The sequence below is a fragment of the Brachybacterium atlanticum genome (assembly GCF_025669985.1).
GTDB classification, from domain to species: Bacteria; Actinomycetota; Actinomycetes; order Actinomycetales; family Dermabacteraceae; genus Brachybacterium; species Brachybacterium conglomeratum.
Genome location: NZ_JAKJJW010000048.1, coordinates 1 through 20,157 on the forward strand (window position 1 = coordinate 1; position 20,157 = coordinate 20,157).

Genomic DNA, 20,157 nt, shown 5'->3' on the forward strand with positions numbered 1-20,157 from the left:
GGGGCGAGGGCCCGCCGCCGCGGCCTCCTCAGCGCCGGTCCGCGCCGCCGAGGTCGACGAGGATCGCCAGCGGCGTGCGCTGGCGGCCCTGGCCGAGGGGGTTGTCGGCGAAGGTCGCCTCGAGCACCTCGTTCGTGGTGGGCACGTCCGAGCCCAGCACGTTGCGGCCGATGTCGTTGGCGTCCATCACGACCGTGCCGACGAAGCTGTCGCGCAGCGCGGCGGGGATGTCCGCGCCGCGGATCGCGGCGGAGATCCGCGCGGCGACCGCGTCCGGGTCCTTGGGCGGGAGCTTCGCGGAGACGTTCGAGGGGAAGGCGGAGTACGGGGTGGGCCCGTCGATCGCGCGCACGTTCGCGCCGACGACCTCGTAGAACAGGCCGCGCCTGCCGACGACCTTGCCCGCGGCGCCGACGGCGGAGGCGGCGACGACGCGCGGGAGCCCCACCTCGCGGATCGCGAGCTCCATCGTGGTCGGGTCGCCCAGGCCGATGCCGGCCGGGGTGCGGGAGACGAAGCGGCTGAGCACCTTGGCGGAGCGGCGGGGCCTGATCTCCCAGGTGAACCAGGAGCGGCCCTGCGTGATCGCGATGATCTTCTCGCTGATCACGAAGTACCAGGGCGCGCCGTCGGGGACGACGCCGCCCGGCAGGGATGCGGCGAAGGCCTCGACCCGCTCGCGGGCGATCCGCTCGACGTCGTCGCCGCGGGCGACCAGAGCGGTCTGCAGCGGCAGGCGGCGCCAGGTGCGGCCGTCGACCTCGGAGACGAGGTCGAGCTGCTTGCCCTCGTTGGCGACGTAGTCGCTCTTGGGCACGACCTCCTCCTCGGCCGCGGGCTCCGCGGCGACGGCGGCGGGGGCCGGCGCGGCGGCGAGCGCGGCCTCGTCGGCCGAGCCGCCGAGCGCGCGGGTGGCGCCCTCGGCGTCGTCGAAGAAGGTGCGCATCCACAGCTCGACGTTCAGCAGGCGCCAGAACATCAGCGTGCCGTGGTTCTCCGGATGGGCGATGTAGTCGTCGAACAGCGCGAGCACGCTCGGCGCGTCGAAGTAGGGCCGGGAGGCGAAGGATGCGGAGGCGAAGACGTCCCGCAGCTGCGGCGCGATCGAGCGGAACCACTCCCCCTCGGGGGTGGTGAAGCCGATCTTGTTGCGGCGCTTGGAGATCATGTCGGGGAGGATCCCGTCCATCGCCTCGCGCAGGATCCGCTTGTTCCAGCCGTCGTGGATGATCGCGGACTCGTCGAGGGAGAACAGGAACTTCAGCAGCTCCTTGTCGACGAAGGGGACGCGCCCCTCGATGCTGAAGCGCATCGTGTTCTTGTCCTCGTAGCGCAGCAGCGAGGGCAGGGAGGAGCGGAAGGTGTCCTCGAGCAGGCGCTCCTTGAGGTCGTCCTGGACGGAGGTGACCTTCTCGCCGCTGTGCTCGGCGACGAAGCCGGAGTTCAGCAGCGCCTCCATCGGCACGGAGGTGCGGCCGGAGAACTTGGTGCGGGCGAGCTTGCGGAGGATGTCGCGGGAGCCGACGACCTCGGAGGCGAGCTCCTTGAACCGCTTCTGGCGCCGCAGCTGGCGCAGGTAGACGTAGAAGTACGGGTTGTACCCGGCCATCATCTCGTCGGCGCCCTGCCCGTCCAGGAGCACGGTGATGTGCTGGCTGGCCTCGCGCATCACGGCGTACTGCGCGTAGGGGCCGGTCGAGATGATCGGCTCCTCCTGGGTGCGCACGAAGTCGTGGAGGTCCTCGAGGAACGCCTCGGGCTGCGGGTGGATCTTGTGGGCCGTGATCTGGCCGCGGTTCTCGTCCAGCAGCGCGTCGACGTAGCGCTCCTCGTCGTTGGAGGAGTTCGGGAAGACGGCGGAGAAGGTGTTCTGGCGGGAGCCGACCGCCTCGTAGCCCGCGTCCTCGGGCTGCTCGCGCAGCTGGCGCGCGATCACGGCGGCGACGGCGGAGGAGTCCAGCCCGCCGGAGAGGGAGGTGCCGACGGGGACCTCTGACTGCAGGCGCATCCGCACGGAGTCCTGGAAGCGCTCGCGGTACTCGTCCACGACCGACTGGTCGTAGGGACGGCTGGGGCGGGCGGCGATCTCGCGCAGCTCCTCCTTCAGCCGGGTGAAGGAGCGCACCTCGGTGCCGTCGGGGCGGATCTCGAGCACCTCGCCGGACATCAGGCGGTTCACGCCGGCGAAGAAGGTGCGGGAGTCGTCGTCCTGGACGCGGAACTTCAGGTAGCGGTAGACGGCGCGGTCGTCCGGCGCGGCCTCGAAGGTGCCGGAGGCGAGCAGCGAGCGGATCTCCGAGCCGAAGACGACCCTCGGCGCCCCGCCGGCCTCGGAAGCGGGGTCCACGCGGTAGTAGAGCGGCTTGATGCCGAAGTGGTCGCGCGCGAGGGTGACGGTGCCGGTGGTCGCGTCGTGGATCGCGAAGGCGAACATGCCGTTGAAGCGGTCGTAGGCGGCGGTGCCCCACTCGGCGTGCGCCTCCAGCAGCACCTCGGTGTCCGAGTCGGTGCGGAAGGTGTGCCCGAGCTGCTCGAGCTCGGCGCGCAGCTCGAGGTAGTTGTAGGTCTCGCCGTTGTAGACGATGGTGTAGCGGCCGTCGGCGGTGGTCATCGGCTGGGCGCCGTGCTCGCGGTCGATGATGGCCAGGCGCCGGTGGGCAAGCCCGGCCTCGCCGTCGACGAAGAGGCCCTCGCCGTCAGGACCGCGGTGGGCCAGGGCGCCGCTCATCCGGCGGGCGATCCGCTCGGTGTCAGCGCCGTATCCGTAGGTGCCGGCGATTCCGCACATGGGGCGAGTCCTTTCGAGGGGGACGGCTGCGCCCTCGGTCCGGACGCTCGCCGCCGTGGGGCGACGACGTCGGGGACGTCGTCCGCAGGGCGCGGGACGGACCGGTCGGGCCGCCCAAGGGTATCAACGGGGCCGCGGCCGACGGGGCAGGCGCGGCGCGACGGTCAGCTTCCGCGGCGGGCGAGGACGAGGTCCTCGCCCTCGACGCGGACCTCGAGGTCGTCCAGCGAGGTGACCAGGGCGTCCGCGAGCGGGGACAGCTCCCCGGCGGGGGTGGTCGTCGTCACGGCGACGGTGCGGGCGCCGGCGGCGATCCCGGCGCGGAGCCCGCCGACGGAGTCCTCGAGGACGACGGTGCGGGAGGGCTCGACCCCGACCCGCTCGGCGCCCAGTAGGTACGGCTCCGGATCGGGCTTGCCGTGGGTGACCTGGTCCGCGGTGACCAGCCCCTCGGGCGCGGGCAGCCCGGTGCGGGACCAGCGGGCCTCGAACAGGGGCCGGGTGCAGGAGGTGACGATGGTCCAGCTCGCGCGGCCCAGGGTCTCGGCGGCGGCGTCGAGCTCGGCGAGCAGCCGTTCGGTGCCGGGCAGGACGACGATCCCCTCCACGTCCTGCATCTCGAGCTCCTCGATGCGGCGGTGGGCCGCGTCGAGCTCGGCCTCGCTCGCCTCGGGCAGGATCTGGGCGAGGATGCGGCGGGCGGGCATGCCGTGATGGGCGTGGCCGAACCGGAGGTCGGTGCCCAGCTCGCGCAGGAGCGTGTTCCAGGACCGCTCGACGGCGGGGCCCGAGTCGATCAGGGTCCCGTCCATGTCCAGCAGCAGGGCGCCGGTGCACAGCGGCAGCGCGGTGTCGGGAGCGGGATCCTGGGAGTCCGTCATGCCGTCAGAATCTCATATCCCCTGGCGGACCGGCGGTCGATGTCCGTGCAGGTGATCGTAGAGTGTCGAGCATCATGACCGCCGCCGTCCCCGCCCCGTCACCGCGCCCCGACGCCCCTGGTGCGTCCCTGCGCACGATCCGTCGCACCGGCTTCTCGATCGGGCTGGCGACGGGGCTGTACGGGATCAGCTTCGGCGCGCTCGCGACCGCCTCCGGGCTCGACCTGTGGCAGGCGATGGTGCTCTCCGCGGTGATGTTCACCGGCGGCAGCCAGTTCGCCTTCGTGGGCGTGGTCGGCGGGGGCGGCTCCGCCCTCGGCGCGGCGCTCGCCTCGCTGCTGCTGGGGATCCGCAACACGCTGTACGGGCTGATCCTCGCCCCCTCCCTGCCGCGCGGCGGGGCGAGGGGCGCGGCCCGTGCGCAGCTGACGATCGACGAGTCCGCGGCGCTGGCGGCGACGGGCACGACCGAGGCGGAGCGTCGGGCGGGGTTCTGGTCCGCCGGGGTGTGGGTGTACGTCTTCTGGAACCTGTTCACCCTCGCGGGCGCGCTGGCCGGTCAGCACATCGCCGATCCCGCGGCCTGGGGGCTCGACGCCGCTGCGGCCGGGGCGTTCATCGCGCTGCTGTGGCCGCGGCTGCGCAGCGGGGACGCGGTCGCGATCGCGGTGGCCGCGGCGTTCGTGGCGCTGCTGACCACGCCGGTGCTGCCCGCCGGGCTGCCGGTGCTCGCCGCGGCGGTGGTCGCGGTGGTGGCCGGTCTGCTGCCGTCCCGTCGCGGGGCGACGGGGCACGCAGCGCCCGAGGTCGATGCGTCGGACGACGAGCCCGCGACGGGCGAGGAGGAGCGGCGATGAGCCTGCTGTGGATCGCGGTGATCGCCGCGTCGGTGCTGTCCTTCGTGCAGAAGTGGATCGGCTACCAGGCGCCGCAGGACGTGCTCGAGCGCCCCCGGATCGCGCGGATCACGCGCCTGCTGCCGATCGCGCTGCTGGGGGCGCTGGTGGCGACCCAGACCGCGGCCGACGGGACGGAGGTCGTGCTGGACGCGCGGCTGGCCGGGCTGGGCGTCGCGGTGGTGCTGCTGCTGGTGCGGGCGCCGTTCCTGGTGGTCGTGGTCGGCGCCGCCGCGGCCGCGGCCGCGCTGCGGGCGCTCGGCTGGGCCTGAGCCCGGGGTCCTGCTCGTCGCGCCGCTCGGCGCACCGCTCGCCATCACGCTCGCCCGGGCTCCCGGCGCGAGGACGCCCGACGGGTCAGCGGCGCGCGGCCTCGATCGCGCGACGGGTCGCCATGCGCGCTCCCTTGCGGTCGCGCAGCGCGTCGTAGGCCAGGGCGAGGCGGAACCAGGCGCTCCATTCCCCCTCGCGGCCGTCCTGGACCGCGGCGCGCGCGGCCTCGAACTCGGCCCGGGGGTCCTCCGCCTCGGCGTCGGCCGGGGGCTCGTACCGGGCGGAGAGGTCGCCGGCGGCCATGCCGAAGAGCATCTCGCGCCAGGTCACCCACACGGTCAGCACCAGCAGCACCACGATGCCGATGGCCAGCCCGTACCCGAGCCCTCCCCCGGCGCGCACGAAGCCCCAGGCGATCCAGCCCAGGCCCCACGCATAGGCCGCGGTGACCAGGATGAGCACTGCGACCATCAGCTTCTGTCGCATCCCTGTCCCCGTCCCGGGCCTCAGCCGAGGTCCATAAAGCCGTCCAGGCCCACGGTGAGGCCCGGGTGCGCGGCGACCTCGCGCACGCCCAGCAGCACGCCGGGCATGAAGCTGATGCGGTCGAAGGAGTCGTGGCGCAGCACGAACTGCTCCCCCACCCCGCCGAACTGCACGACCTCGTGGGCGACGAGGCCGCGCTGGCGCACCGCGTGGACGTGGATGCCGTCGACGACCGCGCCGCGGGCGCCGTCCGGGTCCTTCTCGGTGGCGTCCGGGACCGGTCCGAGACCTGCCGCGGCCCGGCCGCGGGCGATCGCGGCGGCGGTGTGGCGGGCGGTGCCGGAGGGGGCGTCGAGCTTGTTCTCGTGGTGCATCTCGATGATCTCGGCGCTGTCGTAGTAGCGCGCGGCGACCTCGGCGAAGCGCATGGCGAGCACGGCGCCGATCGCGAAGTTCGGGGCGATCAGCACGCCCACTCCCTCGGCGCCCGCGAGCCGCTCCCGCAGCGCCTCGAGCGACTCCTCGCTCCAGCCGGTGGTGCCGACCACGGCGTGGATGCCGTGGTCGATCAGCCAGGCGACGTTGTCGGCGGTGGCGGAGGGGACGGTGAGGTCGATCGCGACCTCGGCCCCGGCCTCGGCCACGGCGTTCAGGTCGTCGCCGCGGCCGATCCGGGCGACGAGCTCGAGGTCGTCGGCGTCCTCGACGGCGCGGCAGGCGGCCGCGCCCATGCGGCCGGCGGCGCCGAGCACGGCGACGCGGGTGGGGCGTGCGGCGGACGGGGTCTGGGCGGAAGCGGGGGTCATGGCGGCTCCTGGGGTCGTGGCGGTGCAGGGAGGGACGGGGACGGGGAGGGTCCGCGAGGCGGGGTCAGCGCTCGGGGCCGACCTCGACCCGGGTGCTGTACGAGCGGGACAGGCGCGCGGCGAGGTCACGCACGTCGGCGACGTCGACCTCCCCGATGCGGGCGAGGGTCTCGTCGACGCTGGTGTAGCGGCCGTGGACCAGCTCGATCGTGCCGAGGCGGCCCATGCGGGAGCTGGTGTCCTCGAGGCCGAGTGCGAAGGAGCCGGTGATCTGGCCCTTCGCCCGGATCAGCTCGAGCTCGTCGATGCCCGTCTCGCCCATGCGGCCGAGCTCCTCCGCCAGCAGCTCGACGACCTGGCCCGTGCGGCCGGGACGGCAGGCGGCGTACATGCCGAACAGTCCCGCATCGCGGTAGCCGGCGCTGAAGGAGTAGACGGTGTAGGCCAGCCCCCGCTCCTCGCGGACGGACTGGAACAGGCGCGAGGACATGCCGCCGCCGAGCACGGACATCAGCACCGAGAGGGTGTGGCGGTCCTCGCTGAGCGCGGTGAGGCCCTGCCCGCCGAGGTAGATGTGGTTCTGCTCGGTGGGGCGGACGAGACGGTGCGGGGCGAGCGCGGCGACGTCAACGGCGATCCCGTCGCTCGACACGGCGGTCGCGGCGCGCCGCCCGCGGGAGGGCAGCGCCCCCTCCCCCAGGCTCCAGCCGCCGCGGCGCAGGCCCGCGGCCAGGAGGCCGGCCAGCTCGTCGTGGTCGATGTCGCCGACGGCGGTGACCACGAGGTTGTCGGGCCGGTAGTGCTCGCGGTAGTGGGCGCGGACGTCCTCGATGGTGAGCGCCTCGACGCTCGCGGCGGTGCCGCCGACGGGGCGTCCGAGCGCCGTGTCGGGGCCGAGCACCTGGGCGAGGAAGGTCTCGTAGCCGACGTCGTTCGGGTCGTCCTCCGCCATCGCGAGCTCCTCGAGGATGACCTCGCGCTCGGTGGCCAGGGCGTCCTGCTCGAGGACGGAGGCGGTGATCATGTCGGTGAGGACGTCCACGGCCATCGGCACGTCGGCCGAGCGCACCCGTCCGTAGTAGAGGGTGTGCTCCTTGGCGGTGACGGCGTTGGAGTCGCCGCCCACCTCGTCGAAGGCGGTGGCGATGTCCATCGCGCTGCGGCGCCGGGTGCCCTTGAACAGCAGGTGCTCGAGCACATGGGTCGATCCCGCATGGGCGGGGGCCTCGTCGCGGGAGCCGACGGGCAGCCACAGCCCGATGCTCGCGCTGCGCACGCTGCGGTCGGTCTGGGTGAGCAGCCGCACCCCGCCGGGCAGGATGCTGCGCCGCACGCCGGTCGCGGCGTCGAGGATGACGTCGGAGGCAGGATCGTCGTAGAGGAGGTCGGAAGGCATCGCTCGATTGTTCCACGGGTGGCGCGCCGCTCCGAGAGACCTCACTCACCTCACTCGCGGCCGGGAGGAGGGCGCTCCCACAGCAGCTCGAACCACTTCCGGGCGCCGTCGTCGAGGGTGACCACGTCGAACACCGCATCGGAGGTCCGAGACAGCTGCTGGGCGCGCACGGTGCGCCCAGCGCTCTCCAGCAGGTCGTACTCGTCCTGCACGCCGAGCACCGCTATCGGATCCTCCGCGCTCCCGGTCGCGCTGGCACGCAGACCGGCGAGCGCGGGCCGCGCCTGCTCTGCGTCCGCCTGCCCGCCGGCCGCCTCACGGCATCTCCAGCGGCGACCACTCCTGGCCGTCCCACTTGATCACGCCCCACCATCGGGTCACGGCATAGAGGGTGCCGTCGGGGGCCCATGCGGTGCGTCCCAGCTCTCCGGGGGCTCCGATGTCGGGGACGGGCTTCGGCAGGTCGATGCGCTCGTGTCCCGCGAGGCCGGCGCTCCAGATCTCGAGAGCCTCGGACTCTCCGCCGGAAACGGCGAGGCGACCGTCCGGCCCCACGGCGAGGTACTCGGGCACGGGGATTCCCGATTCGACGTCCCTGCCGCATCCGGAGTCGGGGGAAGCCGGCTGGAGCCGGGCCTCCTCGGCGATGCCCAGGACGAAGCGTCCTTGGTCGTCGGCGGCGATCCCGACCGCATCCTGCGAGCAGCCCTCCAGGGCCGTGGCCCTCTCGCCGGTGCGGGCATCCCAGTGCTCGGCGCCGCGTCCCTGGACAGCGACGGCGATCTGCGAGCCGTCCGGCGAGTAGGCGAGGGCCATCGGGGTCCCGTACGAGACGCGCAGGACCGGCTGGGTCGCGCATGTGCCCCCGGCGAGCGACCAGAGCCGGATCGTCCCGTCCGTGCTCAGGGAGGCGAGCTGGTCGCCATCGGGGCTGAAGGCGAGATCCCGGATGACCCGGGAGCGTCGGGAATCGGACTCCTCGTGGCCGCCGAGTGTCCACAGCACCTCACCATCGGGTCGCGCCAGGTGGATCGCGAGCTCTCCGGCCGTCGCGATCAGGTCCTCCTGAGGGTGCCAGACGATGGCCCCGGTCATGGTGTCGTCGAAGCGGGCGACGATCTCCCCGGTGGCGGTGTCCCAGATCGTCGTGCCGGCGGTCTCGCTCTCCGACAGCGCCTGCCGGTGCCACCACTCATGGGCGGCGACGCGAGCACCGTCCGGTGACACGGCAAGGCCGAGGAGTCCGAGCTGCGGCTCCTTGCGAAGGTGGGTCTCCGCTCCGAGCGAGGGGAGGGAGAGCCCTGCTCCGGACTCGACCGGCTGATCACCCTCCAGGCAGATGCTGTCCGGGGGCCCGCCGCAGCCACTGAGCGTCCCCGCGCCGAGGAGGAGCCCGGCCCCCAGCAGGGCTCGTCGGGTGGTGTCGCTCATCCCTCGCTCACCGGGACACCGGCATCGCGCTGCGCCTGCTGCAGGTCCTCGAAGCTGAACTCGTCGGCGAACACGTCCTCGCGCTCCCGAGCATTGACCTCCACCTCCTGGTCCAGGTAGTCCTGCATCTGCTCCTGATACTCGGGCGTCGACGGATCACCGATGGGCGGGAACTCGTAGTTCCACGGCCGGAACTCGTGGCGCCACTGCTCGATCTCCTCGCGCGTGAAGCCGTACGCCCGCTCGACCTCGGCGTACTCCTCGCTGTTGTCGTCGCCCGTGACCCAGTCCCAAGGATCGGCTTCGGTGCGGCGGATCATCTCGTACTGCACCTGGTGCCTGGCCTCATGGGCGGCGATCTGCAGGCCATAGGGGCTGTCCAGCAGCTCGCTTCCGTGCCCGTAGCGTCCCCTCCGCGCGCCGGACGGCATCGGAGCACCGCAGGACCTCCTCGGTGTCCGTCCCCAGCATGCCGTTCCTCCCCGCCCCGGCGCCCGGACTCCCGTGATCGGGCTCACCGCGATCACCTTATGCGACGGCACCGGCCCCACCCAAGCACGGCTCGTCGCCTGTGGACGGCCGGCGCATGATGCGCATGGACCGGCTCATGGCGGGGCCGGGAACGGGGCGAGGGCGGCACCCCGAGTGGGGTGCCGCCCTCGCACGAGCGCTCAGCGGGTGAGCGACGGGATCACTCGGCGGTGGTCTCCTCGGCGGCGACCGATGCCTGCGACTCGACAGCCTCGGCGGACTCGGCCTCGTCCTCGATCGTGGCGAGGGAGATCTTGCCGCGGGCGTCGATCTCGCGGATCTCCACCTCGATCTTCTGGCCGACCTTGGCGACGTCCTCGACGTTCTCGACCCGCTTGCCGCCGTTGAGCTTGCGCAGCTGGGTGACGTGGAGCAGGCCGTCCTTGCCCGGGGTGAGCGAGACGAAGGCGCCGAAGTCGACCACGCGCACGACGGTGCCGAGGTAGCGCTCGCCGACCTCGGGGACCATCGGGTTGGCGATGGCGTTGACCGCGGAGCGGGCCGCCTCGGCCGAGGGGCCGTCGGTCGCGCCGATGTAGACGGTGCCGTCGTCCTCGATGGTGATGTCGGCGCCGGTGTCGTCCTGGATCTGGTTGATCATCTGGCCCTTCGGGCCGATGACCGCGCCGATCTTGTCGACGGGGATGGTCACCGCGAGCACGCGCGGGGCGTGCGGGCTCATCTCGTCGGGCGCGTCGATCGCCTCGCCCAGCACGGAGAGGATCGCCAGACGCGCCTCGTGGGCCTGCGAGAGGGCGCCGGTGAGCACCGAGGCGGGCAGGCCGTCGAGCTTGGTGTCCAGCTGGATGGCGGTGACGAACTCGGAGGTGCCGGCGACCTTGAAGTCCATGTCGCCGAAGGCGTCCTCGGCCCCGAGGATGTCGGTGAGGGCCGCGTAGCGGGTCTCTCCGTCCACCGTGTCGGAGATCAGGCCCATCGCGATGCCGGCGACCGGGGCGCGCAGCGGCACGCCGGCGTTCAGCAGCGAGAGGGTCGAGGCGCAGACGGAGCCCATCGAGGTCGAGCCGTTGGAGCCGAGGGCCTCGGACACCTGACGGATCGCGTAGGGGAACTCCTCGCGGCTGGGCAGCACCGGGACGATGGCGCGCTCGGCGAGCATGCCGTGGCCCACCTCGCGGCGCTTCGGGGAGCCGACGCGGCCGGTCTCGCCGGTGGAGTACGGCGGGAAGTTGTAGTGGTGGATGTAGCGCTTGCGGTCGACGGGCCCGAGGGAGTCGATCTGCTGCTCCATCTTGAGCATGTTCAGCGTGGAGACGCCCAGGATCTGGGTCTCGCCGCGCTGGAACAGTGCCGAGCCGTGCACGCGCGGGAGCACCTCGACCTCGGCGGAGAGAGCGCGGATGTCGCGCAGGCCGCGGCCGTCGATGCGGACGCCCTCGGTGAGGACCTTCTTGCGCACGACCTGCTTGGTCAGCGCGCGGAAGGCGCCGGAGACCTCGGACTCGCGACCCTCGAGCTGCGCACCCTCGGCGGACAGCTCGGCGATGACCTCGCCGAGCAGCTGCTCGGTGCGCTCCTCGCGCTCGGTCTTCGCGGCGATGGACATGACCTCGGCCAGGCGCTCGGTCGCGGCGGCCTCGACGATGCCGTAGGCGTCCTCCTGGTAGTCCAGGAAGAGCGGGAACTCGCGCACGGGCTTCGCGGCCTTCGCGGCGAGCTCCTGCTGCGCCACGCACAGGCTGCGGATGAAGACCTTGGCGGCCTCGAGGCCCTCGGCGACGACGGACTCCGTCGGGGCGATCGCGCCCTGCTCCTTGATGAGCGTCCAGGAGTTGTCGGTGGCCTCGGCCTCGACCATCATGATCGCCACATCGTCCTCGACGATGCGACCGGCGACGACCATCGAGAAGACGGCCTCGTCCAGCTGCGCGAAGGTCGGGAACGCGACCCACTGTCCGCCGCCCTGCGCGTCGGGCATGAGCGCGATGCGCACGCCGCCGATCGGGCCCGAGAAGGGCAGACCGGAGATCTGGGTGGAGGCGGAGGCGCCGTTGATGCCGACGACGTCGTAGGCGTCCTCGGGGTTGCAGGCCATGACGGTCAGCACGACCTGGACCTCGTTGCGCAGGCCCTTGACGAAGGCGGGGCGCAGCGGGCGGTCGGTGAGGCGGGCGGCGAGGATCGCATCGGTGCCCGGGCGGCCCTCGCGACGGAAGAACGAGCCGGGGATGCGGCCCGCGGCGTACATCCGCTCCTCGACGTCGATGGTGAGGGGGAAGAAGTCGAAGTGCTCCTTCGGCTTGTTCGACACCGCGGTCGCCGAGAACACCATGGTGTCGTCGTCGAGGTAGACGGACACGGCACCGGCGGCCTGCTGGGCGAGGCGGCCGGTCTCGAAGCGGATCTCGCGACGGCCGTAGGCGCCGTTGTCGATGACGGCGGTGGTGGCGGTGATGTCAGGGCCTTCCATGGCCATGGGGGATCTCCTTGGTTGAGGGGTGCCCTTGCCGGTGCGGCCTTCGTCAGTCACCCGCGGCGCCCGGGCGGGACCGGGGTCTCCGGTCGCCCGATCCGCAGGCCACTGCCGAGGACCGAACCTGGTCGGGGCGGACATACGACACCGCCGCCCGCCCTGGGGGCGAGCGGCGGAGGGGATCAACGGCGGATGCCGAGGCGCTTGATCAGCGCACGGTAACGCTCGATGTCGTTCTCCTGGAGGTACTTCAGGAGGCGCTTGCGCTGACCGACCAGCAGCATCAGACCACGGCGCGTGTGGTGATCGTGCTTGTGGGTCTTGAGGTGCTCGGTCAGGTAGGTGATGCGGTGGGTGAGCAGCGCGATCTGGACCTCGGGCGAACCGGTGTCGCCCTCGCCGGTCGCGTACTCCGAGATGATCGCCTGCTTGGTGGCGGAATCGAAGGCCATACTGGTTCTCCTCAGGTCGTTGCGCGGCGCGCCGGGGCCTTCTGCCCCGGGCCCTTCCGACGAGCGGCCCCCGAGCGCACCTCACCCCTGCGGGTGGGCATTGGCTGGGGGCGGGATCGCTCTCCGCGGCCGATATGACGGCTCGGGAAGGATATCAGGAGCCCAGGTCGCTCCGGGAGCGCTCCGCCTCGAGAGTGCGGCGGGTCACCTCGACGTCCTCGGCCATCTGCTCCACGAGCGCGTCGATCGAGTCGAACTTCAGCGTGGGGCGCTGGAACTCGACGAACTCCAGGCGCACGGTGTCGCCGTAGAGATGGAGGTCGTGGTCGCCCAGCACGTACGCCTCGACGGTGCGGCGGGGCGCGCCGTCGGCCTCGAAGGTGGGGTTTGTGCCGATGGAGATCGTCGCCGGGGCGCCGGCCAGCGGCTCGTCCCCCGCGTGCGCGGGGTCCTGGGCGGTGACCGTCGCATAGCCGGCGTAGACCCCGTCGGCCGGGATCAGGCCCTGCGGCCGCGGGCCCAGGTTGGCCGTGGGGAAGCCGAGCTCGCGGCCGCGGCGGAAGCCGTGGTGGATCACGTCGGTGACGGTGTGCAGCCTGCCCAGCGCCTCGTTCGCGGCGCGAACGTCACCGGCGAGCAGGTCGCGACGGATCCCCGAGGAGGAGATCCGGCCGGTGCCCGTCCCCTCGTGCCCGAGGTCCGGGGCGGTGACGACCTCGAAGCCGTACTTCTCCCCCAGCTCCCGCATGGTGTCGATGTTCCCCGCGTTCGCGCGGCCGAACAGGGCGTCCTCCCCCAGCACCACGCACTTCGCACGAAGCCCCTCGACCAGGAAGATCCGCACGAACTCCTCCGGGGAGTGCTGGGCGAAGTCGAGCGTGAACTCGAGGTCGAGCACGCCGTGCAGGCCGGCGAGCAGGAGCAGGCGGTCGCGGTCCTCGTGCCCGGTCAGCAGCGGCGTCGCCTCGGGCGAGCCCATGACATGGCGCGGATGCGGCCAGAAGGTGAGGGCGACGGGGCTCAGGGAGCGCGCCTCGGCGTGGCGGCGCAGCTGGTCCAGCACGAAGCGGTGCCCCCGGTGGACGCCGTCGTAGTTCCCGATCGAGACCGCGGTCTCGCCGAGCTCGGCGGGCACCTCCAGGACGGAGTGCCAGATGGGGAGGCGGGTCACGACGCGCTCAGGTCCTTCCGATGCCGGGTGCGGTCCGCGCACCCGTGCTCCGCCGCGCCGGCGGGCGGGCTGCGACGGCGGGTTCGCCGGAGGACACTGTAACGCCCGCAGGCCGGGGCCATCCGACGTCGCCACGGCACCGACGCCCCGGGGCGCTCTCCGGGCCACCTGCCCGAGTGCGACCTGGACCTCGGCTGTTGCAGAGCTGTGACGAAGCTCGGACCGGACATCGTGGTAGTAGGCGGGACGCTCCGTTAGTCTCGGACGGAAGGCGGCGCCGGGGAGGGACCCCTGTGCCCTGCGGCGCAAGCCGAGGGCGGACACGACGGCCGCCGGGAACGGATCTGGATCCATGACGAACGTGACCGATACGGCCCCGGGTGGCCGCAGCCGTCGCCGGGTCGCGCTGATCCTCGTGGCGATCGTCGCCGTCCTCGCCGTGATCCTCACCGGCGGGGCGCTGGCCTACGCCAAGCAGTTCGAGGGCCGCGCGCTGCCGGGCACCATGGTGCTCGGCCAGGACGTCTCCGGGAAGAGCCCCGAGGAGATCGCCGCCCTGGTGACCGAGCACGGCGAGTCCGTGAAGGTCTCGGTGACCGCCGGCGAGAAGCAGCTCGAGGTGCCGCTGGCGGACCTCGGCGTGAGCGTCGACTCCGCCGCGACCGCCGCCGCGGCGCTCGAGCGCGACGACTCCCTGCCCGCGGTCATCTCCTCGACCTGGTCCGGCGAGCACAGCGTCGAGCCCGTCGTCGAGGTGGACGAGGCCGCCGTGGCCGAGTTCGCGAAGGGCCTGATCCCCGAGGAGATGACCACCCCGGTCGATGCGCAGGTCGTCTTCGACGAGGAGGCGCAGGCCTGGAACGTCGAGCCCGGCCGCAACGGCCAGGGCGTGGACCCGCAGACCCTCGTCGAGGCCGTGAAGACCAAGGCCCCCGCCCTCGAGAGCTTCTCCGTGGAGCAGCCGATCGAGGAGATCGCCCCCGCGATCACCACCGAGGAGGCCGAGGAGGTCGTCGGCACGATCTCCTCGCTGCTCGAGCAGCCCATGTCGATCTCCGGCGCCGACGGCGAGACCCATGAGGTCTCCGCCGAGCGCCGCAGCGACTGGATCTCCGTGACCCCGGACGAGTCCGGCGAGGACCTCTCCATCGCGGTGGACGAGGACGCGGTGCGCGAGTGGGTCGCCACCCGCGCCGACGAGGACGCCGTCGAGCCGGAGAACGGCATCGAGCAGGTCGACGAGGCCGGCGAGGTCGTCAAGGTCGTCTCCGAGAAGAAGGACGGCCTGGAGATCACCAACACCGACGCCGTCGCCGACGAGCTGATCACCGCGCTGAAGGGCACCACTCCCCTGGAGGCCGCCTTCGAGACCAAGAAGCTCGAGGCGAAGGTCGACAAGGTCGACGCTCCGAAGGACGAGGAGGAGAAGGACGAGGAGAAGTCCTCGGACGACGAGAAGAAGGACGAGGAGTCGACGGACGAGGAGCCCGCCGCCGAGCCGACCGGCGAGAAGTGGATCGACGTCGACCTCACCAACAAGACGGTCACCGCCTACGTCGGCGACACCCCCGTCTGGGGCCCGCGCTCGATGGTCGATGGCAAGGAGGGCAACGAGACCCCCACCGGCACCTACGAGATCTACCTGCGCTACGACCGCCAGGACATGACCAACGCGGCGTACTACGACGAGGGCCATCCGAAGTACTACTACATCCCGGACGTCCCCTGGGTGCAGTACTTCCACCACGGGTACGGGTTCCACGGCGCGCCGTGGCGCTCCTCCTTCGGGTACTCCGGCTCGCACGGCTGCATCAACCTGCCGGTCTCCGATGCGAAGTGGCTGTACGACTGGGCCAGCATGGGCACCAAGACGGTGGTGCACCGCTGAGCGGTCCCCGCTCCCCCGCACGGCAGTGAGAGAGGGCCCCTCCCGATGACGGGAGGGGCCCTCTCTCACTGCGAGCCCCGGTGCGGCGGTCCCGCCCGCGGCGACCTCGGGCGGCTCAGCGGCGGGTGTCCTCGGGCACGACGAGCCGGGGGTGCCAGTCCCGTCCCTCGCGCTGCAGGACGGCCACCAGGCGGCCAGCCGTATCGAGGGCCGCGACCGGGGCGTCCTCCGGGCCGGCGTGCGCGGGATGGGGCCGGGAGGGCGCTCGCAGCTCCTGCGCGGAGCGGATCCGCTTCCCCGTCCCGAGCGCCGCGGCCTCGTCCTCCGCGACGTCCAGGACCGGCAGCACGCGCGCGGCGATCTCGCCGAGCCCGTGCAGGGGCAGGTCCACGTCGTCGCCCTCGCCGCGGGCGGGGACGTGCACCCCGTCCTCGACCGCGAAGGGGCCGACGGCGGTGCGGCGCAGCGCGGTCAGGTGCCCGCCGACGCCGAGGGCGGCGCCGAGGTCGCGGGCGAGGGCGCGGACGTAGGTGCCCGAGGAGCAGTCGACCACGGCCTCGAGGTCGAGATGCCCGTCCCGCTCGGTGCGGGAGAGGATCTCGAAGCGCGGCACGCGCACGGGCCGGGCGGCGAGCTGGACGTCCTCCCCCGCGCGGGCGCGGGCGTAGGCGCGCTTCCCGTCGACCTTGATCGCACTGACCGTCGAGGGGACCTGCTGGATGCCGCCGCGGAGCCCGTCGAGGGCCTCCTCGAGACGGACGTCCTCGATCCCGGTGGCATCGACCCGCTCGCCCAGCGGCTCGCCCTCGCGGTCGTCGGTCGTGGTGGCGCTGCCCAGCCGGATCGTGGCGAGGTAGGTCTTGTCCAGGCCGACGAGATGGGTGAGCAGCCGGGTGCCCTGCCCGACGCCCAGCACGAGCAGGCCGGTGGCCATCGGATCGAGGGTGCCGGCGTGGCCGACCTTCTTGGACCCCAGCAGCCAGCGCACGCGGGCGACCACGTCGTGGCTGGTGCGGTCCTCGGCCTTGTCGACGAGCAGGATGCCGTGGGGTGCGGAGGTCACGCCCGCTCGTGCCCCGGGGCGGTGCCCTCGTCGTCGTCGAGATCCTCGCCCTCGAGGTCCTCGTCCTCGAGGTCCTCGTCCTCCTCGTCGCGGGGCTTGCGGTAGGGATCGGCCTCGCCGGCGTAGGCGGCGCCCTCCTTGGCGCGGGCGAGCTCCGCGTCGCGGCCGCGGGCCTCGCTGAGGAGGTCCTCGATGACGCGCGCGTTCTCGGGCACCGCATCGGCGATGAACTCGAGGGTGGGGGTCAGGCGCACGCCGGTCTGTCGGCCGACCTCGCGGCGGAGCATGCCGGTGGCGCTGTGCAGCGCGGCGGCGGTGCCCTCGCGCTCTTCGTCGGTGCCGAAGACGGTGTAGAAGACGGTGGCGTGCTGGAGGTCGCCGCTGACGCGCACGTCGGTGATCGTCACGAAGCCGAGCCGCGGGTCCTTGACCCGGGTGTCGAGCATGGTGGCGACGATGACCTTGATGCGGTCGGCGAGCTTGAGAGCGCGGGGATTGTCGTTCATGGGATGGGATCCTCCTGGTCGGCGCCGAGAGCGGCGAGCTCCTCGGCGCGGGGATGGTCGAAGGGGACCGCGAGCAGGATGTCACGGTCGATGGACTGGTCGACGCGGTGGCGGAAGGCGCCGTCGGCGCTGAGCACGCGCAGCCCGGCGTCCGCGAGCACCGCGCTCGCCTCGGCGTGGTCGAGGGTGCGGCGGTTGACCGCGAGCGCGACCCCGGCGCCGTCGCGCAGCAGCGAGCGCCAGCCGGGCGCCGCCTCGCGCAGCACCTCGAGCGGGGAGCGCTGCCAGGCGCCGCCCGCGCGGGAGCCGTGCTGGACGCCGTAGGGCAGGTCCCCGACGAGCGCGTCGACGGAGCCGCCGGGCAGCACCTCACCCAGGCGGGTGGTGTCGCAGCCGAGCAGGGTCAGGCGCTGCCCTCCGCCGGCGCGCAGGGTCTGCTTGTCGGGGGCGAGCTCCGCCTCGGTCCGGCTGCCCAGCTGCTCGCCGTGCACGGTGAGGCGGGTGGTCTCCAGGGTGTGCTTGTAGCGGTGGGTGCGCAGCCAGGTGCCGAGGAACGTCCGGTAGGCCTCCACGTCCTTGCGGTCGATCTCCGCGCCGACGGGGCTGAGCCCGAGGCGCAGCGCCCGGTTCAGCGTGGTGCCGCGTCCGCACAGCGGATCGAGCAGGTCGAGGGTCCCGTCGAGGATCCCGGCGCTACGGGTGGACAGGGCCGCGGCGAGGTTCACCAGCAGGGCGGTGAACTGCTCGTTGGTCTTCCCGGTGTAGCGCAGGGTGGTCTCGAGGTCGGAGGGGTGGCGCAGCACGGCGGGCAGAGGTCGAGGGCGCAGCAGCGGCCGGTCCGGGTCCTGGGGGTCCTCCTGCTGGACGTCGAGCACGCCGAGGGTGCCCGAGAGCATCGCCAGCAGCGCCTCGGAGCGCGGCTCGCCCGTCATGCCTCGCACCTCGAGCCCCGCCATCCCGCCGACCTCCCGGTCCCGCAGGGCGGGCACCGCGCCGAGATGGGCGCCGAGCACCCAGTGCGCCTCGGCGCGCGAGAGCGCCCCCGCGGCCTGCGCGTAGACGCGATTGGCCGAGGGGGCGCGGAGCAGGAGGGACACCTCGCTCATCGTGGTCTCCTCCCCCGCCGGCGCGGCCGGGCACCCCGGCGAAGGGGTGCCCGGCCGTCGCAGGATCAGCTGCGGGGCTTCTCCTGCATCTCGTAGGTGGTGATGAGGTCCTCGAGCTGGAGGTCGTTGAAGGACCCCAGGTTGATGCCGCACTCGTAGCCCTCGCGGACCTCGGTGACATCGTCCTTGTAGCGTCGCAGACCGGCGATCTCGATGTTCTCCGCGATGACCTTGCCGCCACGGGTGATGCGGGCCTTGGCGCCGCGCTTGATGAGGCCGCCGCGCACGATCGAGCCGGCGATGTTGCCGAACTTGGAGGAGCGGAAGATCTCGCGGATCTCCGCCGAGCCGAGCTCGACCTCCTCGTACTCCGGCTTGAGCATGCCCTTGAGGGCCTGCTCGACCTCATCGATGGCGTTGTAGATGACCGAGTAGTACTTGATCTCCACGCCCTCGCGGTCGGCGTACTCCGCGTTCAGGCCCTCGGCCCGGACGTTGTAGCCGATGATGACCGCGTCCGAGGCGACGGCGAGGTTGATGTTGTTCATCGTGATCGCGCCGACGCCGCGGTCGATGATCCGCAGGTCCACGCCCTCGCCGACATCGATGCCCAGCAGCGACTCCTCCAGGGCCTCGACGGCACCGGCCGCGTCGCCCTTGAGGATGAGGTTGAGGGTCTCGATCTTGCCGTCGGCGACGTGCTTGTTGAGGTCCTCGAGCGAGATGCGCTTGCGGGCCTTGGAGAGCGAGGCGGCGCGCTTGGCGGCCTCCCGCTTCTCGGCGATCTGACGGGCGGTGCGCTCGTCCTGGGCCACCAGGAAGGAGTCACCGGCGCCGGGCACCGAGGTGAGGCCGAGGACCTGCACCGGGCGGGACGGACCCGCCTCGGTGACGTTCTCGCCGTTCTCGTCGAGCATGGCGCGCACTCGGCCGTGGCCGATGCCGCACACGATCGCGTCGCCGACCCGCAGGGTGCCCTGCTGGACCAGCACGGTGGCGACCGGGCCGCGTCCCTTGTCCAGGTTCGCCTCGATGGCCACGCCGCGCGCGTCCTTGTCGGGGTTCGCCGAGAGCTCGAGGGAGGCGTCCGCGGTGAGCAGCACCGCCTCCAGCAGGTCGTCGATGTTCAGGTTCTCGCGAGCGGAGACGTCGACGAACATCGTCTCGCCGCCGTACTCCTCGGCGATCAGGTTGTACTCGGTCAGCTGCTGCCGGATCTTCTCCGGGTTCGCCTCGGGCTTGTCGATCTTGTTGACCGCGACCACGATCGGCACGTTCGCCGCCTGGGCGTGGTTCAGCGCCTCGATCGTCTGGGGCATCACGCCGTCGTCCGCCGCGACCACGAGGATCGCGATGTCGGTGACGTCCGCACCACGTGCACGCATGGCGGTGAACGCCTCGTGGCCCGGGGTGTCGATGAAGGTGAGCTGACGCTCGGCGCCCTCGTGCTCGACGTCCACCTGGTACGCACCGATGTGCTGGGTGATGCCGCCGGCCTCGCCCGCACCGACCTTCGCCTTGCGGATGGTGTCCAGCAGGCGGGTCTTGCCGTGGTCGACGTGACCCATGACGGTGACGACCGGGGGCCGCGGCATGCGGTCCGCCTCGTCCTCCTCGGCGAGCTCCGCGTCGAGGTCGATGTCGAACTGCTCGAGCAGCTCGCGCTCCTCGTCCTCCGGGGAGACGATCTCGATCTTGTAGCCGAGCTCGTTGCCGAGCAGCTCGAAGGTGTCCTCGTCCAGCGACTGGGTGGCCGTGGCCATCTCGCCCATCGCGAAGAGCACCGTGATCAGCGACGCGGGGTTGACGTCGATGCGATCGGCGAAATCGGACAGCGAGGCGCCGCGGCGCATGCGGATGGTCGCGCCGTTGCCGCGGGGCAGCGAGACGCCGCCCGGTGCGGGAGCCTGCTGCTGCTCCCATTCCTGGCGCTTGGCGCGCTTCGACTTGCGGGAGCGGGCCGGCTTGCCGCCGCGACCGAAGGCGCCCTGCGTCGCGCCGCGACCGCCGCGACCGCGGGGGCCGGGGCCGCCGCCGGGACGACCGCCC

At 72.5% G+C, this 20,157-nt stretch carries 18 protein-coding genes; 3 read left to right on the forward strand and 15 right to left on the reverse strand.

Translation table 11 applies throughout. The features are described 5' to 3' along the window. Positions 1 to 28: 28 nt before the first annotated feature. Together asnB and L3K22_RS15705 are read right to left on the reverse strand one after the other, a co-directional pair. Positions 29 to 2,788 (reverse strand): asparagine synthase (glutamine-hydrolyzing), encoded by a 2,760-nt coding sequence (gene asnB / locus L3K22_RS15700; protein WP_263312218.1) that lies wholly within the window; start codon positions 2,786 to 2,788, stop codon positions 29 to 31. A gap of 164 nt (positions 2,789 to 2,952) precedes the next feature. Beyond that, on the reverse strand, positions 2,953 to 3,669 hold the full coding sequence (locus L3K22_RS15705; protein ID WP_263312219.1) for an HAD-IA family hydrolase: 717 nt from the start codon (positions 3,667 to 3,669) through the stop codon (positions 2,953 to 2,955). A 74-nt stretch (positions 3,670 to 3,743) separates the two neighbouring features. On the opposite strand from L3K22_RS15705, the gene L3K22_RS15710 reads away from it, so the two are divergent. Both L3K22_RS15710 and L3K22_RS15715 read left to right on the forward strand, forming a co-directional pair. Beyond that, positions 3,744 to 4,526: an AzlC family ABC transporter permease gene (locus L3K22_RS15710; protein ID WP_263312220.1), complete on the forward strand. Its 783-nt coding sequence runs from the start codon at positions 3,744 to 3,746 to the stop codon at positions 4,524 to 4,526. Next, positions 4,523 to 4,837 (forward strand): AzlD domain-containing protein, encoded by a 315-nt coding sequence (locus L3K22_RS15715; protein ID WP_010551385.1) that lies wholly within the window; start codon positions 4,523 to 4,525, stop codon positions 4,835 to 4,837. The genes L3K22_RS15710 and L3K22_RS15715 overlap by 4 nt, the downstream gene beginning before the upstream one ends. A gap of 85 nt (positions 4,838 to 4,922) precedes the next feature. Here L3K22_RS15715 and L3K22_RS15720 read toward each other — a convergent pair whose 3' ends face one another. The 9 genes from L3K22_RS15720 to L3K22_RS15760 all read right to left on the reverse strand — a co-directional run bounded on the left by L3K22_RS15720 (position 4,923) and on the right by L3K22_RS15760 (position 13,545). After that, entirely contained in the window at positions 4,923 to 5,324 is a 402-nt protein-coding gene (locus tag L3K22_RS15720) for a hypothetical protein (protein WP_263312221.1), read from the reverse strand. Positions 5,325 to 5,344: 20 nt separating this feature from the next. Further along, complete coding sequence (gene dapB, locus L3K22_RS15725) at positions 5,345 to 6,130, reverse strand: 4-hydroxy-tetrahydrodipicolinate reductase (RefSeq protein ID WP_263312222.1); 786 nt, start codon at positions 6,128 to 6,130, stop codon at positions 5,345 to 5,347. 64 nt (positions 6,131 to 6,194) lie between these two features. After that, on the reverse strand, positions 6,195 to 7,526 hold the full coding sequence (locus tag L3K22_RS15730) for a M16 family metallopeptidase (RefSeq protein WP_263312223.1): 1,332 nt from the start codon (positions 7,524 to 7,526) through the stop codon (positions 6,195 to 6,197). Positions 7,527 to 7,576: 50 nt separating this feature from the next. Beyond that, positions 7,577 to 7,747, reverse strand: coding sequence for a hypothetical protein (locus L3K22_RS15735; RefSeq protein ID WP_263312224.1), 171 nt, complete (start codon positions 7,745 to 7,747; stop codon positions 7,577 to 7,579). A gap of 94 nt (positions 7,748 to 7,841) precedes the next feature. Continuing rightward, positions 7,842 to 8,957, reverse strand: a complete 1,116-nt coding sequence (locus tag L3K22_RS15740) for a WD40 repeat domain-containing protein (protein ID WP_263312225.1) — start codon at positions 8,955 to 8,957, stop codon at positions 7,842 to 7,844. Further along, the gene (locus tag L3K22_RS15745; protein ID WP_263312226.1) at positions 8,954 to 9,388 is read right to left on the reverse strand and encodes a hypothetical protein; all 435 of its coding nucleotides are present in this window, start codon (positions 9,386 to 9,388) and stop codon (positions 8,954 to 8,956) included. The genes L3K22_RS15740 and L3K22_RS15745 overlap by 4 nt, the downstream gene beginning before the upstream one ends. 260 nt (positions 9,389 to 9,648) lie before the next feature. After that, on the reverse strand, positions 9,649 to 11,919 hold the full coding sequence (locus tag L3K22_RS15750; RefSeq protein WP_263312233.1) for a polyribonucleotide nucleotidyltransferase: 2,271 nt from the start codon (positions 11,917 to 11,919) through the stop codon (positions 9,649 to 9,651). Positions 11,920 to 12,104: 185 nt separating this feature from the next. Continuing rightward, complete coding sequence (gene rpsO / locus L3K22_RS15755) at positions 12,105 to 12,374, reverse strand: 30S ribosomal protein S15 (protein ID WP_070499396.1); 270 nt, start codon at positions 12,372 to 12,374, stop codon at positions 12,105 to 12,107. A 154-nt stretch (positions 12,375 to 12,528) separates the two neighbouring features. After that, a complete protein-coding gene (locus tag L3K22_RS15760; protein WP_263312227.1) occupies positions 12,529 to 13,545 on the reverse strand; it encodes a bifunctional riboflavin kinase/FAD synthetase in 1,017 nt (338 codons plus the stop codon). A gap of 352 nt (positions 13,546 to 13,897) precedes the next feature. Here L3K22_RS15760 and L3K22_RS15765 point away from each other — a divergent pair, with 352 nt between their 5' ends. Next, positions 13,898 to 15,433 carry a L,D-transpeptidase family protein gene (locus tag L3K22_RS15765; protein WP_263312228.1) on the forward strand — a complete coding sequence of 512 codons (1,536 nt, stop codon included), beginning with the start codon at positions 13,898 to 13,900 and terminating at the stop codon, positions 15,431 to 15,433. A 115-nt stretch (positions 15,434 to 15,548) separates the two neighbouring features. Here L3K22_RS15765 and truB read toward each other — a convergent pair whose 3' ends face one another. From truB to infB, 4 genes are all read right to left on the reverse strand, one after another. Beyond that, positions 15,549 to 16,496, reverse strand: coding sequence for a tRNA pseudouridine(55) synthase TruB (truB, locus tag L3K22_RS15770; RefSeq protein WP_263312229.1), 948 nt, complete (start codon positions 16,494 to 16,496; stop codon positions 15,549 to 15,551). Continuing rightward, the gene (gene rbfA / locus L3K22_RS15775) at positions 16,493 to 17,002 is read right to left on the reverse strand and encodes a 30S ribosome-binding factor RbfA (RefSeq protein ID WP_263312230.1); all 510 of its coding nucleotides are present in this window, start codon (positions 17,000 to 17,002) and stop codon (positions 16,493 to 16,495) included. The genes truB and rbfA overlap by 4 nt, the downstream gene beginning before the upstream one ends. After that, entirely contained in the window at positions 16,999 to 18,108 is a 1,110-nt protein-coding gene (locus tag L3K22_RS15780) for a TRM11 family SAM-dependent methyltransferase (RefSeq protein ID WP_263312231.1), read from the reverse strand. The genes rbfA and L3K22_RS15780 overlap by 4 nt, the downstream gene beginning before the upstream one ends. Before the next feature lie 65 nt (positions 18,109 to 18,173). Continuing rightward, positions 18,174 to 20,157: translation initiation factor IF-2 (infB, locus tag L3K22_RS15785; protein WP_263312232.1), on the reverse strand; the 1,984-nt coding region annotated here is incomplete at its 5' end.

Coding starts and splice junctions, on each gene's coding strand:
- rpsO (WP_070499396.1), bottom strand. CDS start 12,374: ATGGCCTTCGATTCCGCCACCAAGCAGGCGATCATCTCGGAGTACGCG.
- L3K22_RS15780 (WP_263312231.1), bottom strand. CDS start 18,108: ATGAGCGAGGTGTCCCTCCTGCTCCGCGCCCCCTCGGCCAATCGCGTC.
- L3K22_RS15745 (WP_263312226.1), bottom strand. CDS start 9,388: ATGCCGTCCGGCGCGCGGAGGGGACGCTACGGGCACGGAAGCGAGCTG.
- L3K22_RS15705 (WP_263312219.1), bottom strand. CDS start 3,669: ATGACGGACTCCCAGGATCCCGCTCCCGACACCGCGCTGCCGCTGTGC.
- L3K22_RS15710 (WP_263312220.1), top strand. CDS start 3,744: ATGACCGCCGCCGTCCCCGCCCCGTCACCGCGCCCCGACGCCCCTGGT.
- dapB (WP_263312222.1), bottom strand. CDS start 6,130: ATGACCCCCGCTTCCGCCCAGACCCCGTCCGCCGCACGCCCCACCCGC.
- asnB (WP_263312218.1), bottom strand. CDS start 2,788: ATGTGCGGAATCGCCGGCACCTACGGATACGGCGCTGACACCGAGCGG.
- L3K22_RS15730 (WP_263312223.1), bottom strand. CDS start 7,526: ATGCCTTCCGACCTCCTCTACGACGATCCTGCCTCCGACGTCATCCTC.
- L3K22_RS15720 (WP_263312221.1), bottom strand. CDS start 5,324: ATGCGACAGAAGCTGATGGTCGCAGTGCTCATCCTGGTCACCGCGGCC.
- L3K22_RS15715 (WP_010551385.1), top strand. CDS start 4,523: ATGAGCCTGCTGTGGATCGCGGTGATCGCCGCGTCGGTGCTGTCCTTC.
- L3K22_RS15765 (WP_263312228.1), top strand. CDS start 13,898: ATGACGAACGTGACCGATACGGCCCCGGGTGGCCGCAGCCGTCGCCGG.
- L3K22_RS15750 (WP_263312233.1), bottom strand. CDS start 11,919: ATGGAAGGCCCTGACATCACCGCCACCACCGCCGTCATCGACAACGGC.
- L3K22_RS15740 (WP_263312225.1), bottom strand. CDS start 8,957: ATGAGCGACACCACCCGACGAGCCCTGCTGGGGGCCGGGCTCCTCCTC.
- rbfA (WP_263312230.1), bottom strand. CDS start 17,002: ATGAACGACAATCCCCGCGCTCTCAAGCTCGCCGACCGCATCAAGGTC.